Consider the following 15,087-nt stretch of genomic DNA (forward strand, 5'->3'; position numbering starts at 1 on the left):
GTCCTGACAAGGTCCTGTCATATTTCCAGTACATGCCTTGACAGTTATATGAATCAATGGGTATATATGCGACATGGAATCCTCGTTCGGAATCATCGCGGAGCCCAACCGGAGGAGCATCCTCAGCCTGCTGGCCGCGTCGGAGTGCTCCGTCGGCGAAATCGAGCGGGAGCTGCGGATGTCCCAGCCCTCGGTGTCCAAGCACCTGCGGGTGCTGCGCGAGGCGGGCTTCGTGGAGTCCCGGGTCGAGGCCCAGCGACGTGTCTACCGGCTGCGGCCCGAGCCGCTCATGGAGGTCGACGAGTGGCTTGCGCCCTTCCGTCGCTTCTGGACGGCCCATGTCGACGCGCTCGAGCGCCATCTGGACCGGATGGAGCAGACCTCCAGCAAAGGAAAGAAGCGATGACTCACCGTGCGAAGTACACCCCCGGCCGCGCGGCCGGGGCCCACATCAAGAAGGACGCGGAGCGCTGGACGCTCGTCCTCGTGCGTGACCTGCGCCACCCGCCCGTGAAGGTCTGGGAGGCGCTCACGGACCCCGAGCAGCTGCGGGAGTGGGCGCCGTTCGACTCGGACCGGAACCTGGGCGCGGTGGGCTCCGCGATGCTCACCACGGTGGGCGCGCCCAAGCCGCTCGTCGCCGAGACGCAGGTGAAGCGGGCCGAGGCGCCGAAGCTGCTCGAGTACAGCTGGGGCGGGAACGATGTCCGCTGGGAGCTGGAGCCGCGCGAGAGCGGCGGCACGCGGCTGACGCTCTGGCACAACATCCACCAGGGCTTCATCGCGATGGGCGCGGCGGGCTGGCACATCTGCTTCGACGTGTTGGATGGGCTCCTGGCGGGCGAGCCGCTGGGGCGCCTGGTCGGCCCGGAGGCGATGCGGTTCGAGGGCTGGCAGCGACTGCATGCCGAGTACGCCGAGCAGTTCGGCGTCGTGACCCCTGGACACACTTCTTCCCCGAGGAACTGAAGATGACGCGCTCGAAGAGAATCACCATCGGCTTCTGGGTTGTCACCGCGCTGTTCTGCTTGCAGATCGGCTTCACCGCCTACGCGCAGCTGAGCCTGCCGCAGGTGGCGGCGGCGTTCACCCACCTGGGCTTCCCCGACTACTTCCGGGAGGGGTTGTCGTGGGCGAAGTTCCTCGGGGTGGTGCTGCTGCTCGCGCCCGTGCCGGCGCGGCTGAAGGAGTGGGCCTACGCGGGGTTCGCCATCAACCTGGCCTCCGCGTTCATCGCGCACCGCGCGGTGGGGGACGGCCCCGAGGCGTGGGGTTGGGTGGTGGGGACCAGCGTGCTCTGGGGGCTGTCGTACTTCTTCTGGCGTCGCCTGCAGGCGGCTCCGGTTCCGGCCGCGGCGCCGGTGCTGGCCGGAGGTCACTCATGAAGAAGGGGGAGGGGCAGGCGAGCGGGGAGGCCGCGTCGAGGCTCATCGACCAGCGCATCCTCGACCTGGGGGACTGGCGGGGAGAGGCCCTGGCCCGGATGCGGAAGCTGATCCTGGAGGCCGTCCCGGAGATGACCGAGGAGTGGAAGTGGGGCACGCCGGTGTGGTCCTGCAATGGGATTGTCACGACCGGGGAGGCGTACACGAAGGTCGCGAAGCTCACCTTCATCAAGGGCGCCCGCGTCCCCGACCCGACGGGCATCTTCAACTCCAGCCTGGAGGGCAACGCGCGCCGGGCCATCGACATCCGTGAGGGGGAGAAGGTCGACGCGAGTGCGTTCAAGGCGCTGGTGAAGGCGGCCGCGGCCCTGAACAGTGCGCCGAAGAAGAAGGCCACGCCGGTGGCGAAGAAGGCGGTGGCGGCGAAGAAGGCCCCGGCGGCGCGGAAGCAGAGCGCCGTGAAGAAGGCCGCGAAGCCGAGCGGTGCGAAGGCGAAGAAGCGATAGGGTTCGGGGCGTGATGGCGCCCCACCCCCGTCATCCAGGAGTGCGCGACATGGTTGGCAAGACGGCCGCGAAGGCCGCGGCGAAGAAGGCCACTGCGAAGAAGGCCACGGCGAAGAAGGCCACGGCGAAGAAGCCCCAGGCCAAGAAGACCGCCGAGAAGAAGACCACGGCGAAGAAGCCAGCGGCGAAGAAGGCCACGGAGCGCAAGGCGACCTCGGCACCGGCCAAGGCGCCAGTCCTCCTCTCCGGAGGCAATCCGCAGATCGCGAAGGGGTACGGGGAGGCCCCCATCCAGGCCTACATCGCGGCCATGCCGGGCTGGAAGCGGGAGGTCGGCGCGCGACTCGACGCGCTCATCTCTCGCGCCGTCCCGGGAGTGTCCAAGGCGGTGAAGTGGAACTCGCCGATGTATGGCATCGAGGGCCAGGGGATGTTCCTCGGCATCCACTGCTTCGCGAAGTACATCAAGGTGGCCTTCTTCCGGGGCACGGCGCTGAAGCCCATGCCTCCGGGCGAGTCGAAGAGCCAGGACACCCGCTACCTCGACATCCGCGAGGACGACGCGCTCGACGAGGCCCGCTTCGTGTCCTGGGTGAAGCAGGCCAGCCAGCTCCCCGGCGAACGGATGTGAGCTGTCGCGGTGGTAGAGTCGCCTCCCATGAAGCGGCTCCTCCCCGTCTGCCTCATGGTCCTCGTGGGTTGTGCCACCACGAAAGCACGTCCCCCCGAGCACGCGGCGTTCATCCAGAACGACTACGCCGCGGCGCTCGCCCAGGCCCGGGCCGCGCGCAAGCCGCTCTTCATCGACTTCGGCGCGGTGTGGTGTCCGCCGTGCCGGACCATGGAGGCGCAGGTCTTCGCCGCGCCCGGCTTCATCGAGAAGTCGAAGGACTACGTCCTGCTCGCGGTGGATGTGGATGACCCCATCAACGAGCCGCTCCTCGAGCGCTTCCCGGTGGACAACCTGCCCACGCTGCTGGTGCTCGACTCCGAGACGGAGACGCCCGCGCTGCGCTGGATGGGCGGCGCCGGGCTGGAGGACGTGCTGGCGTTGCTCGACGATGCCCGGCGCGCATTGAGTGCCCAGGTGTCGGGGCCGGAATTGCTGCTGCTCGAAGGAGACCGCGCCCATGCCAGGCGGGAGCACGAACTGGCGGCGCGCAAGTACCAGGAGGCGGTGGCGAAAGGCTCCAAGCAGTGGAGCCGTCGTGCGAGGGCCGTGGAGTCCGCGCTCAACGCGCTGTGGAACGCCGAGGCCTTCCAGGCGTGCGCGGAGTACGCGGTGAAAGAGGTCCCGAGTCTCGACGAAGCGCGCAGGGCGGGCGCGGCGAGCACCGCCTACGCCTGCGCGAGGTACGCGGACGAGCCCAAGCCCTGGGCCGCGCCGGCCATGAAGGCGCTGGAGGTCTACTTCGAGAAGGCCTTCGAGCAGCTGCGCGAGCGCGACGCGAAGGGGCAGACGTGGCTCTACGGCTCCATGGCGGACCTGCTCGAGGAGCGCGGCGACAAGGAAGGGGCCCGGAAGCTGTCCGAGGAGTACTACGCGAAGGTGCTCGCGTATCGCGCCGAGGAGACCACGGCGCGGGGGCGGGCGGCGTGGGACCCTCCGCTCTACAGCGCCGCGGAGTCGAGCGGGCACCTGGCGGACACCCTCGCGCTCTTCGTCCAGACGGAGCGCGAGCTGCCCGACGACTTCTCCGCCAGCGCGCGGGTGGCCGCGAACCTCCGGGAGCTCGGTCGCTACGACGAGGCGCTCGCCGCGACGGACCGCGCGCTGAAGCGGGCGCAGGGAGGGCGACGGCTGGCGGTATGGCTGAGCCGGGCGCGGACGCTGGAGCGGGCTGGCCGCAAGGACGAGGCGCGCGAGGACCTGGAGACGGCGCTCGCGGAAGCGGAGCGGCTGCCCAGGATGCAGCGGGAGTTCTCCCAGTACGCGGTGGACGCGGTGAAGGCCGCGCTGTCCGCGCTCGACGCCGGGAAGTAGTGCCCCGCGCACTCGCGAGGCGTTCCAGCTCGGCATGGCTTGTATCGATGAGGCCGGCTGTCGCGGCCTTCCGTGTCGACGCTCGAGGTTGGCAAGGAGCGCCCCTTTGTCCGCGGGCGCTCCCATGGGGCACGACGTGTATGGATGTGAGCGCCCGTCGCGGCCTTTTGTGTCCGCGCTCGACGCAAGGAAGTCGCCTCCGTGCGCCGCCGGTCCGGGCGCGCCACGTCGATGCAGGGTGTGCCGGCATGTCATGGCCGTCTTCTCGAGACGTAGGGCCACGGACGCTGGTGATGTTTGTAGGGGCGAGTCACACGCACTTCTGAACAGCGCCCTGACGAGGGACGCCCACGCCGACCCGAGACATGCTCGCGGGTCGGCGCGGATGCCTGGAACTCAGCGGACCTCGAACTCGTAGATGCGTGCCGCCGGCGAGAAGTCCTGGGTGGGCAGCGTCACATGGAGCCGGATGTAGCGCGCGGACGTGGCGGTGATGGGGTGGGTGGAGACGTTGGCGGTGTTGGCGCTCACCGTGACGACGGTGTTCCACGTCGTCCCATTGGTCGAAGTCTGGATGGTGAACGCCTGGGTGTTCCAGGTCGCCGTCTCACCGCCTGCCCCCGCGTGCTTCACGGTGAAGCTGCTGACCGTCTGGGCCGAGCCCAGGTCGACATCCATCCACGCCGGTGACGTCAGTGAGCAGAACTTGTCGGTGGTTCCACCCGAGACACTCCCGTTGACGGCCTTGGCCGCCGTCTCGTTGCTGTTGCAGGGCGTGGTGCTGCTGGTGGGCTTGTTCAGCGCCAGGTTGATGAAGCCCGTGCCCACGGAGACCGTCTGGGTCCTGCTGTGGCTCGCCCCACCGTTGTCCGTGACCGTCAGCGTGACGTTGTAGTTGCCGCCACTCGCATACGTGCGCGCGGGGTTCGTCGCCGTGGACGTGGTGCCGTCGCCGAAGCTCCAGCTGCGCGAGACGATGCTGCCATCGGCGTCCGTGGACGCGTCGCTGAACGTCGCCGTGAGCCCGCTGAGGGTGACGCCGAAGTTCGCCACCGGAGGCGTGTTGCCGCTGACCGCGGTGTTGATGGCCGCCGCGTACTGCGCGCTCGTCCCTTGCGCCGAGCACCGCTGGATGTCGTCATACAGCCACATGAAGCCGCCCGGGATGCCGGCATTGGCCTTCCATTGGGTCATCTTGGTCTGCACCGAAGCCGGGCTGTCACCCGACGCGCAGTTGGTGCCGTGCCGCGACCACAGGCCCGGGGACACCGTCATCCCCATGGCCGTGTTCCAGCTCGCCGGGTTGTTGCCCGCGCCGCCGTCGTAGACCTGGAGATAGATGCGGTCCACCGCGCTCCCCAGGTTGTTCCGGAGGTTGCGCCAGAATGTCTGCTGCGTGTACGGCACGAAGGCGATCTTGTAGCCCAGGCCGATCAGCATCTGCCCGAAGGTCGTCGTCGGAGCGAGGTCATACGCGCTCTCGTCGTCGAAGTTCACCGCGTCCGCGCCGGTGATGGTCTTCAGCACCTGGAAGTTGCGGTACAGGATGCTGTTGCTCCCGGTGCCGCAGACCAGCGTGGTGCCGCAGCCGGCGGCGGTGCCGTTGACCAGCCTCGCCATGCGCTCGAAGTCCGGGACGCTCCAGGCGCCGATGGACACCTCGATGCGATTGACCGACGTGGGCGCCCGCTTGAGCGTGGCCAGCCGCGTGGGCCACGCCGCGTCGCCGATGTACGCGCCATTCCGGACCACGGGGATGTCGTTGTAGACGAGGTCCCCGTTGTCCTCGATGTGGAAGCTCCACAGAATCACCGTGGTGAACCCCGACGCGCGCAGGTCATCCATCACCGCGGTGCCCCCGGAGTAGAAAGGTCCTCCACCATAGACAGCCGAGTGGGCCTGGGCGGCGGGCGCCAGGAGCACGCCCCAGAGCGTGGCGAGTGTGAAGAACAGACGGCTGGATACAGTCGACGGATTCGATTTCGACATGGAACAATCCTCGGCATGGGAATGACGCGATGGACTGCGATGCGTGTCTGGGTCTGAGAGGCATTGCGCCCGCCCACACCCTCACGTGCTCCAGATCGCCGGCGTCGGCGACGGCCCAACTTGAGAGGGGTGGGTTCACGCTGTCAATTCAACGTCGAGGATGTCTGGCGATGGTTCGCTGGCGCACGGCGTGTGTCCGATGCCCCGGTCTTTTTCCTCGTTGGCGGTTCCTGGTGGGCCCTGGTAGGGTTCCCAGCGGGGCGGCTTTGGGTGTGCTTCCTTCTCACTCCTATGAGGTAGCTCATCCGCTCTCCGCCCCGCCTTTCCCCTCTCTCAGGGAGTCACCATGGGCGCCCCTTCGCTCCAACTCACGGGCGATTCCGCCGCGCTGTTGCTCTGGACCACGGGGCTCGTCTTTCCTCCCACGGGCCTGCCCGCCGGCGGTGACACGAAGGCACGCGAGGAGGCCCTGGTCGCGCTGGATGCGGACCTGGCGGGTGTCGGCTACGTGCTCGCGGGGGCCCTCCGGGACGCGCTGCTCGCGCTCCCCGACGAGACCCTGGCCGCGTCCGGCCGCTTCCTCTACGAGAACTGCGCGGCGACGGTGGGCAAGGACCGCCCCTTCGTCCCGCTGTTCCGCGCCTTCCCCCACAGCGTCCCGCGCGACACGCAGGCGCTGTTCGTCCAGCGCGTGCTGTCGTGGCTGTACCAGAACCCCGAGCAGCCGTGCATCCACTGCGGCACCCTGGGCTCGGTGCGCGCGCTGTCGCCGTGCGCCCACCTCGTCTGTGAGAAGTGCTTCGACGGCAAGGACTACTCCGCCTGTCCCATCTGCCGTCGACGTCTGTCGCCGACGGACCCCTTCCTGCAGCCCAAGGAACTCAAGGGCGCTTCGCGGACCGTCTACTCCATCCGTCGGAGCCAGTTGACGCGGTTGTCCCTGGGCACGGACCCCGAGGCCACCGCGAGCGGACTGATGCGACGGCTGGCATCGCGGTCCACGGTGCTCAACCCTCGCGACCTGGAGTTCCTCAAGCGACTCGTGTCCGCCTTCGGGCCCCGGGTGCTGGGCTGGCTGCCCCGGCGCATCCCGGTGAAGGAGACCCTGGCGCTCATCGTGGGGCACCTCCTCCGGGACCCCCGGACGGCGGGGGACGTGCTGGCCGGCGCCGCGGCGCACGTGAAGACCGCCTCGGATGTGCTCCGCGTGCTGGTGGCCTGGGCGGGTGGCAACCCCGACCTCTCCGTCAAGGTGCCCTTGAAGAGCCCGCCGCGTCAGGTGCGGCGCGCCGTCCTCCAGATGATGGAGGGCTTCTCCCTGTTGAACGTCACCGAGGACGTCGGTCGCAACCCGGGCCTGTGGAAGGCCTTCGGCGGGCTGCTGCACGTCTTCGAGGAGTGGCGGCGTCATCCCAAGGTCTCGCTCGCGTTCGCCGTGCTGCGCGGGACGGTGCTCTCCGTGCAGACGCCGTTCGGCGCGACCCTGCTGGGCCTCGCCGGTGCACATCCCGAGTCCTTCCAGACGCGGGACGTCGAGGGCGGCGTCGTGGTGGAGTTCCGCTCCTGGACCTCGCGCGTCGAGGAGGCGCTGCGCGCGAGGGCGCTTCCGGGCGCGCTGACGCTGCTCCGGCAGCGGCCCGGTGAGCTGCTGCGCAGGTTGGACCATGTGAGCCGGCTCTCGGTGGCGCTCGCGGGCTCCGCGTCGCTGGCGCCGGAGCTGCTCGCGACGCTCGATGCCGTGCTGGCCCGGTCTCCGCCCGCGTTGCTGCTCGCCGCCTCGGCGCACCTGCGCAAGCGGCACCAGCCGTTCGCCCGGCGCATCTTCTTCCCGAAGGGTGAGGCCACCCACGCCTGGGGCATGGAGGACCGTCGTCCGTTGCTCCCCGGGGATGTGATTGGCCAGCTGGTGGCGCCGCTGGAGCGGGAGCTGCTGCGACGGGCGGAGGCCCTGCCGTCCTTCCCTCAGGCGGTCATCGACGAGGCGCTGGGGGACCTCCTGGTGCCGATGGCGGAGAAGACGGCCTCGAAGGCGTTGGTGGCGGTGCCTCGCGGCAGCCTGCTGCCGATTCCGGAGGGGAAGGTCCTGCGCTTCTTCGTCCACTGGACGGAGCCCCAGAACACGTACGTCGACCTGGACCTGTCGGTGGCGCTCTACGACAAGAACTGGTGGCTGGTGGACCGGTGTGACTACACGAACCTGCGGCTGGAGGACGACGCCGCGGTGCATTCGGGGGATGTCACGTCGGGCTCTCCGCCGCTGGGAGGCGCAGAGTTCCTGGACGTGCACATGGAGCGCCTGCTCGCCCAGGGTGTGCGCTACGCCATCCCCGTGGTCTTCTCCTTCAACAGCGTCTCGTTCGACCGGATGGAGGACGCGTTCGCGGGCTTCATGGTCCGGGACGAGGTGGAGGGGGAACACTTCGACGCGCGCACGGTGGAGCAGCGCTTCGACTTGCAGGGGAGCGCGCAGATCTCGGTGCCGCTCGTCATCGACCTCGTCGAGAAGCAGCTTCGCTGGGTGGACGTGAAGGTCCCTCCCGAGGACGGCTTCCAGAGCGTGGCCCGCTCCCGGGGCGGACTCGCGCACCTGGGCAAGGACACCCTGGCCTACTTCGGCACCGGCGCCCGGCCCACGCTGTGGGAGCTGGCGACCCTGCACGCCGCCGCGCGCAGCCGCACCGTGCACGTCCGGCGTCGGGATGGCTCCGTGTCCGTCCTGAAGCGGGCGGAGGACGAGGACACCGCTTCCTTCCTTCGCAGGCTGCGAGGCCTGGAGGCGGACTCCACCGCGCGGAGCTTCACGCCCGGCAAGGCGCCCACGTTCTTCGCGGGGCTGACGGATGTGCCCGCGCTCTCACAGGGCAGCGAGGGGTACGCCCTGCGCTTCCTGCACACCTCCGCGGAGGAGGTCACCCGGCTGGGCGCGGGCGACCTGGTCTCCGCGCTGAAGAAGGCGTAGCGGCGCCGCCTCAGAAGGTCGGCAGGTCGTTGGCCAGATGGGATGACAATCCCCCGTCGACGACCAGCGTGGTGCCGTTGATGTAGCCCCCGGAGGGGCCCGCGACGAAGGCCACCAGTCGGGCCACCTCGTCGGGCGTGGCGAACCTCCCGGCGGGAATCCTGCGCAGCAGCTCCTCGCGGAGCGCGGGCGGCGCCTTCGCCAGCATCTCCGTGTCGATGTAGCCGGGGCAGATGGCGTTGCAGGTGATGCCGTGCGCGCCCCACTCGGCGCCGATGGACTTGGAGTAGCCCACGAGCGCGTGCTTGGTGGCCGCGTAGGTGGAGGAGAGCGCCCCGCCGAAGAGGCCGAGGGAGGACGCGATGTTGACGATTCTGCCGAACCTCGCCGCCTTCATGCGCGGCAGGGCCCAGCGGCAGAGCTGGTGGACGGCGTCCACGTTCACCCCGAAGAGCTGCTCCCACTCGCTCCGCGAGACCTCGTCGGCGCGGTGGAAGGGCCCGCCGAAGCCCGCGTTGTTCACGAGGACTCCTGGCACTCCCACGGTGGACTCCAGCCTCGCGAGCGTCGCGTCCAGCGCGGCCTCGTTCGCCAGGTCGCACGCGAAGGACCACGCCTGGGCTCCCGAGGCGCGCAGCTTCGCCTCCTGTCGGGCCAGGGCCTCCTCGTCCCGCGCGAGGAGGACGACGCGCAGCCCCTGCCCGGCGAGCACCTCCGCGATGGCCGCGCCGATTCCCCGGCTGGCGCCCGTGACGAGCGCCAGGTCCGCGTTCGAGGCCGACGTCATCACAGGACCCCCTTCGAGGGGACCATGCGCAGCTCGTCCACGCGGATGTGCAAGGGCTTGCGGGCAATCTCCCAGATGGACTCGGCCACGTCGTCCACGGACAGCATGTCGGCGGGGCTGAACTCCGGACGCGTCTTCCAGAAGGCCGTGTACACGGCTCCCAGCGACAGCAGCGTGGCCCGGATGGCGTGGTCCTTTCCCTCCGCGTTCAGCACGCCCGTCAGCCCCCGGAGGCCATGCTTGGAGGCGGCGTAGGCGCCATTCATGGGCAGGGTGAGGTGGTCGCTCACCGAGCCGATGTGGACGATGCGCCCTCCGCCATGCGCCTTCATCCGCTTGAACGCCTCGCGCGCGCACAGGAAGGCACCCGTCAGGTTCACGTCCAGGCTCTTCCGCCAGTCGGCGAGCGAGGTCTCCTCGATGGGCGTGAAGGCCCCGAAGCCCGAGCAGTTGACCAGCAGATGAAGGGGCCCGTTGGCGGACGCCTTGTCGAACAGCGACCTCACGGAGGCTTCATCGGTGACGTCCACCCGCATCGAGTCGGATGACTCCCGCGTCACGTCCTCCGAGGCGCAGATGACGTGCAGTCCCTCCGCCCGCAGCCTGTGGATGACAGCGGCGCCGATGTTGCCCGTTCCTCCGACGACGATTGCATTCCGAGCGCTCATGCCGGCAGGCATACAGGCGGTCGTGGTCCGTGGCCAGGGCCTTGCGTGCGGGATTGTCCTGGCGCGTGGGGGCGCCGTCCGAGCGATTGGCGCGATCGGATTGGTCGCGTGCCAGGGGGCCCGTTACGCTTCTCCGATGAGCGGAGACCTCGTCCACCTCGCGCCCGACGTGGGCGTGCGTCTTGCCCGGCTCGGCGCGAACGTGGCCCACGCCACCGCCGCCGCGCGCGTGCCCGCTGGGGGCGCGATGAGCACCGCGCAGTTCTTCCACTTCTGGGAGGTGCTCGGGGAGTCGTCTCCGGCGGACATCGGGTTGCGCCTCGCGCGTGAGACGCAGGTGCACGAGTACGACATCTCCTCGCTGGCCGCGTTGCACTCACCGGACCTGGGCACGGCCCTGGGCAAGATTGCCCGCTACAAGCGGCTGTGCGGCCCGAAGGACATGTCCGTCGACACCCAGGGCGGCGAGGTCACCGTCCACACGACGTACCTGCACGCCTCCAGCCCCGCGCCCGCGCGCCTCGTCGATGCCTCGCTGGCCTCGTTGCTGGTGCTGCTGCAGCGCGGGAGCGGGTTGTCGCTGGCGCCCAAGCGCGTGGAGCTCCTCCGCGCCCGGGCGGACGAGCCGATGCTGATGCGCTTCTTCGGCTGCCCGCTGCGCTTCAAGGCGCGGCGCGACGCGCTCGTCTTCGACGCGAAGGTGCTCTCCACGCCCTTCGTCACCCACAATGCGAACCTGCTGCGGGTGTTGCTCCCCAGCCTCGACGAGCGACTCGCGCCCGTCGAGCAGGACTCGCTCGTCGAGCGGGTCCGGGCGGTGGTCGCCCGGCGCATGGCGGGGGAGCGGCCCAGCGTGGCGAAGGTGGCGCGGGAGCTGGCGCTCAGCGCCCGGACGCTCCAGCGCCGGTTGGAGGAGCACGGGTTGAGCTATCAGCAGGTGCTCGACGACGTCCGGCATCGCACGGCGCTGCGGCTCTTGCGCACCGGGCAGGTGGGCGTGGACGAGATTGCCTTCCTGCTCGGCTTCGAGGAGCTCAACTCCTTCACGCGGGCGTTCCGGGCCTGGGAGGGCACCACGCCGAACCGTTGGCGCGATTCGATGAGATAGTGGCGCGTCTGGATTTGAGGCGCGCGGGCTCGCGCCGCATCTTGAGCCCATGACCCAAGACACTTCGCAGGTGTGGTTCATCACGGGCAGCTCGCGTGGCCTGGGCCGCGCGCTCACCCTCGCCGTGCTCGCCGCCGGGTACCGCGTCGTCGCCACGGCGCGCAACCCCGAGTCGCTCGCGGACCTCGTTCGCGAGCACGGCGCGCGCATCCGACCGGTGGCCCTGGACGTCACCCAGCCCGAGCAGGCGGCGCGGGCGGTGCGCGAGGCGGTGGAGGCCTTCGGCCGCATCGACGTGCTGGTGAACAACGCGGGCTACGCCAACATCGACTCGGCGGAGGACCTGTCGCTCGACGACTTCCGCGCGCAGATGGACACCAACTTCTACGGCGTGGTGCACGTGACGCGGGCGGTGCTGCCGGTGATGCGCGCGCAGCGCCAGGGGCGCATCCTCCAAATCAGCTCGATTGGCGGGCGGCGTGGCGGCACACCGGGCCTGAGCGCCTATCAGGCCGCGAAGTTCGCGGTCGCGGGCTTCAGCGAGGTGGTGATGAACGAGGTGGCGCCGCTCGGCATCCAGGTGACCATCGTGGAGCCGGGTGGCTTCGCCACGGACTGGGCGGGCGCGTCGATGACGATTCATCCCTCGAAGCCCGACTACCAGGCCACGGTGGGGGCGCTCAACGCGAGCGTGAGGGCCAACCCCGGCGCGGCGCGCGGTGTGCCCGAGAAGGCCGCGAAGGCGCTGCTGCGGCTCGCGGCGATGCAGAAACAGCCACGTCGGTTGCTCCTGGGGAGCGATGCCTACGCCCTCGCTGGCCTGACGCTGCGCGAGATGGGAGCGAGCGACGAGGCTCTACGGGAGCTCAGCGTCAGCACGGACGCGGAGGGGCTGCCGGACTTCGCGGACACGGAGGTGGGGCGGCGGATGCTGAAGCTTCACGGCCCCTGAGCGGCGGCGTGCGTGAAGAAGGCGGGGACGGAGCGGCCCGAGCAGGTGTTCTCGCCGGGATGCCCGGGCCGGAAGTCCGCCCGTGCCCCCAGGCCGAGTCGCTGCCGCAGTCCCTCCAGCGGCTCCTCCATCAGGGACTCGAGGCGCGCGCCCAGCAGGGCGGTGGCGGCGACGCCGCGGACGAAGTCGTGGGCCTGGATGCGCCCTTCGTAGATGTCGCGCAGGTGCTTGTACTTGTCGCGGAGGATGTCCGGGTGCACGGAGGCCGCCGCCAGGAACAGGGCGAGCGCGGAGGGCGCGAGTCCGAACACGAACGACTGGACGGCGACCTCGTCCGCGTCCGACGTCTCATAGGCGCCCAGGACGTGGAAGAAGTCGTGGCACTTGTTGAGCCGGTGGACGGCGTAGCGGGTGGGCGTCGCCTCCGGGTCGAGCTCGGCCTGGATGGGGAAGAAGTCCGGGGCCAGCCGGTAGTGCGCCATGTAGGCCGCGTAGCAGCGGCCGAACGAGCCTTCCGGCAGGGTGGAGAGGGCCTCGGGCTCGGGGAGGGCCGGGTCCCACAGCTCGGCGTGGAGCTCGCGGAACCCGGGCACCGACAGCAGCAAGGCATCACTGGCGGCGAGCAACTCGGGCTCGGTGAGGAAGGGGATGACCTCCCCCAGCGTCACGCGCTGGTTCACCAGGTCGCGGGCCTGCTCGACGAGCCTGGTCGGCTCTGCCAGAGGCGCCTCGAATGACAGACGGTCCGCACGAGTGTGCATGCCTCCCCCACTTGCACACGATAAGCCATCCCCCCAGCGCCTGTCATTCCGGGGGGATGTGGTGTGTTCAAGAGAGGGTGCTTCGGGCCTACACGTCAAAGCACCTGGCCTGACACGTCAATGGGGGCGTGTTGTCGTGTCAGCCGCGGTGGCCTGACTCTCGAGTGCGTGGGTCAACGCCAGGGACTCCCGCCGGACCTGTCGAGAGCCCACGAGCCACGGCAGGCCCGCGAAGGCATACATCATCGCCAGGAAGCCCCAGAGCCAGGCGGTCCCCCACAGGAACCGGAACGTCGCGAGCGTCCCGAGCACCAACGCGGCGAGGGGCAGGATGACCGAGTCGTGCCACACCAGGCGAGTCACCACCTGGACCTCCTTCTCAGCCACCTTCTCCACGGAGGACTCCACGTGGTTCCTCGGGCGCCACACCCAGCGCTCCCAGGCAGGGATTTGCCGGTGGATCACGAGGCGCTCGCCGCGCCGCTTGCCCGAGTACCACTGGGGCCCTCCGGCTTCGCCAGGCGCCGCGGGCAACCTGAAGGAGCCCTCCCATGCGGCCCACCGCGGGTCCGTCGTCGGGTTCACCTCGAGTCGAACAGTCCGTGTGACGCGCATGTGTGACTCCCTTGTTCGCGCTTCCTGGGCAGGTGTGGAACCCGGCCCTCACTTCGCGGCGGGGTCCAGGTCCGCCGGAAGCCGCATGGAGGACAGCAGCTCGCGGAACACCTGCCAGCGGCGCTCGGGCGAGGTGTCGGTGCCCATGTGGCGCTCGACGTACTGCTTCACCAGGTCCTGGCCCAGGTTGTAGTTGATGACATACGCGCGATACGAGTCGATGAAGGCCATCTTCTGCGTCGCCCGCTCCACGGACACCAGGCCGTAGCGCACGAACCAGTCCCGCGTCGCCTCGCGGCTGAGCTGTCCGTCCAGGTACCGGCGCGCGCCCTCGTTGCTCGCGTAGGACAGCTTCGCCGCCAGCGCCTCCACGGCCACGTAGTTGGCCGCGCGCTTCGGGTCGAGCCCCGCCAGCGGGAAGAGGACGTCCCGCAGGTACGCCTCCGCGTCCGGGAACGCCACGTCGATGCCGTAGTTCGCGCTGCCCTCGGCGATGAGCGACATGGGCGAGTACAGCGGATACACCGTGAGCTCCACCCACCCGCGTCCGCGCACCAGGTGCTGCTCGAGCAACGCGTTGTAGACGTGGTGCCCCGGATAGCCCTCGTGCGCCGCCAGGTCGATGGCACGCAGGATGTAGAAGGGCAGGTCCGTGTTGATTTGAATGACGCTGGTCGAGTTGCCCTTGTACCAGTTGTAGCCACTCCACGGCTTGTTGGTGACGTACTCCAACGTGAAGTGCTCGTTGGCGGGCAGCTCCACGTGCTGGAGCGTGCGGCGCCGGGCCTCCTGGATGGCGACGCGGAAGACCTCGTCCAGCTTGTCCTTCGGGATGACGAAGTCGTTGCGGAAGCGGTCCAGCCGGTCGACCAGCGGCCCCTGGCCGGGCAGGCGCTTGTCCAACTCCGCGAGCACCGCCTCGAACTCCGCGTCGGTGTGCCCCGGGTCCTTCGCGCCGTAGAGCGCCTGGCTCTCCTCGTCGAACTTCAGCTTCTCGCCGGACAGCATCCGCACCCGCGCCTCCAGCGAGCGCAGCTGGGTCAGCAGGAAGCGGTGGCGCATCGCGAGCAGCTCATCGGCGGGGACCGGCGTCGCCTCCACCGCGGCCACCATCGCGGCGGCGCGCGCGGCAATCTCGGGCAGGGGCAGCTTCGTGGTCTCGGCCTCCTTCGCCCAGGCCTCCGGACCGTAATAGGCGTCCACGTAGTTGCCGTCGTGCTGCCCCACGGCGAGGGCCAGCTTCACGTACTGCTCGGCGGGAGCGTCCAGCGGGGAGGGCGTCGTCATGGGGGTTCCTGGGGAGGGCGCCGTGGCTCGCGTCGCGCAGGCGAGCGTCAGCGAGACGAGGACAAGAGCGGTCAGGCGGCGGAGGC

15 protein-coding genes are annotated in these 15,087 nt (G+C 69.6%); 9 read left to right on the forward strand and 6 right to left on the reverse strand.

Annotated features, from left to right (window positions below; all coding sequences use genetic code 11):
• The first annotated feature begins 73 nt into the window (after positions 1 to 73).
• From K8640_RS30330 to K8640_RS30355, 6 genes are read left to right on the forward strand one after another with little or no spacing between them, the layout of a single operon-like run.
• Positions 74 to 406, forward strand: a complete 333-nt coding sequence (locus K8640_RS30330) for a helix-turn-helix transcriptional regulator (RefSeq protein ID WP_046711976.1) — start codon at positions 74 to 76, stop codon at positions 404 to 406.
• Positions 403 to 969, forward strand: a complete 567-nt coding sequence (locus K8640_RS30335) for an SRPBCC family protein (RefSeq protein ID WP_141323005.1) — start codon at positions 403 to 405, stop codon at positions 967 to 969. Before K8640_RS30330 ends, K8640_RS30335 begins: the two co-directional genes overlap by 4 nt.
• 2 nt (positions 970 to 971) lie before the next feature.
• Entirely contained in the window at positions 972 to 1,385 is a 414-nt protein-coding gene (locus tag K8640_RS30340) for a DoxX family protein (protein WP_223750262.1), read from the forward strand.
• Positions 1,382 to 1,891, forward strand: coding sequence for a DUF1801 domain-containing protein (locus K8640_RS30345; protein ID WP_370640414.1), 510 nt, complete (start codon positions 1,382 to 1,384; stop codon positions 1,889 to 1,891). The genes K8640_RS30340 and K8640_RS30345 overlap by 4 nt, the downstream gene beginning before the upstream one ends.
• Positions 1,892 to 1,940: 49 nt before the next feature.
• Complete coding sequence (locus tag K8640_RS30350) at positions 1,941 to 2,522, forward strand: DUF1801 domain-containing protein (protein WP_141323003.1); 582 nt, start codon at positions 1,941 to 1,943, stop codon at positions 2,520 to 2,522.
• Positions 2,523 to 2,549: 27 nt separating this feature from the next.
• Positions 2,550 to 3,875, forward strand: coding sequence for a thioredoxin family protein (locus tag K8640_RS30355; protein WP_141323002.1), 1,326 nt, complete (start codon positions 2,550 to 2,552; stop codon positions 3,873 to 3,875).
• 396 nt (positions 3,876 to 4,271) lie between these two features.
• On the opposite strand, the gene K8640_RS30360 is transcribed toward K8640_RS30355, so the two are convergent.
• On the reverse strand, positions 4,272 to 5,864 hold the full coding sequence (locus K8640_RS30360) for a PKD domain-containing protein (protein ID WP_223750263.1): 1,593 nt from the start codon (positions 5,862 to 5,864) through the stop codon (positions 4,272 to 4,274).
• A 346-nt stretch (positions 5,865 to 6,210) separates the two neighbouring features.
• On the opposite strand from K8640_RS30360, the gene K8640_RS30365 reads away from it, so the two are divergent.
• Positions 6,211 to 8,823 carry an MXAN_6230/SCO0854 family RING domain-containing protein gene (locus K8640_RS30365; RefSeq protein ID WP_223750264.1) on the forward strand — a complete coding sequence of 871 codons (2,613 nt, stop codon included), beginning with the start codon at positions 6,211 to 6,213 and terminating at the stop codon, positions 8,821 to 8,823.
• Positions 8,824 to 8,833: 10 nt separating this feature from the next.
• Here K8640_RS30365 and K8640_RS30370 read toward each other — a convergent pair whose 3' ends face one another.
• Both K8640_RS30370 and K8640_RS30375 read right to left on the reverse strand, forming a co-directional pair.
• Entirely contained in the window at positions 8,834 to 9,610 is a 777-nt protein-coding gene (locus K8640_RS30370) for an SDR family NAD(P)-dependent oxidoreductase (protein WP_223750265.1), read from the reverse strand.
• A complete protein-coding gene (locus tag K8640_RS30375) occupies positions 9,610 to 10,278 on the reverse strand; it encodes an SDR family oxidoreductase (protein WP_223750266.1) in 669 nt (222 codons plus the stop codon). Before K8640_RS30375 ends, K8640_RS30370 begins: the two co-directional genes overlap by 1 nt.
• Before the next feature lie 136 nt (positions 10,279 to 10,414).
• Here K8640_RS30375 and K8640_RS30380 point away from each other — a divergent pair, with 136 nt between their 5' ends.
• Positions 10,415 to 11,386 (forward strand): AraC family transcriptional regulator, encoded by a 972-nt coding sequence (locus K8640_RS30380; protein ID WP_223750267.1) that lies wholly within the window; start codon positions 10,415 to 10,417, stop codon positions 11,384 to 11,386.
• A gap of 49 nt (positions 11,387 to 11,435) precedes the next feature.
• Positions 11,436 to 12,338, forward strand: a complete 903-nt coding sequence (locus K8640_RS30385; RefSeq protein ID WP_223750268.1) for an SDR family NAD(P)-dependent oxidoreductase — start codon at positions 11,436 to 11,438, stop codon at positions 12,336 to 12,338.
• On the opposite strand, the gene K8640_RS30390 is transcribed toward K8640_RS30385, so the two are convergent.
• The 3 genes from K8640_RS30390 to K8640_RS30400 all read right to left on the reverse strand — a co-directional run bounded on the left by K8640_RS30390 (position 12,326) and on the right by K8640_RS30400 (position 15,001).
• Positions 12,326 to 13,099, reverse strand: a complete 774-nt coding sequence (locus K8640_RS30390) for a Coq4 family protein (protein WP_223750269.1) — start codon at positions 13,097 to 13,099, stop codon at positions 12,326 to 12,328. The genes K8640_RS30385 and K8640_RS30390 overlap by 13 nt on opposite strands.
• 117 nt (positions 13,100 to 13,216) lie before the next feature.
• Complete coding sequence (locus K8640_RS30395; protein ID WP_223750270.1) at positions 13,217 to 13,495, reverse strand: hypothetical protein; 279 nt, start codon at positions 13,493 to 13,495, stop codon at positions 13,217 to 13,219.
• 267 nt (positions 13,496 to 13,762) lie between these two features.
• Complete coding sequence (locus K8640_RS30400) at positions 13,763 to 15,001, reverse strand: hypothetical protein (protein WP_223750271.1); 1,239 nt, start codon at positions 14,999 to 15,001, stop codon at positions 13,763 to 13,765.
• Positions 15,002 to 15,087 lie beyond the last annotated feature (86 nt).

The organism is Myxococcus sp. XM-1-1-1, from assembly GCF_020037095.1.
Taxonomy (GTDB): Bacteria; Myxococcota; Myxococcia; order Myxococcales; family Myxococcaceae; genus Myxococcus; species Myxococcus fulvus.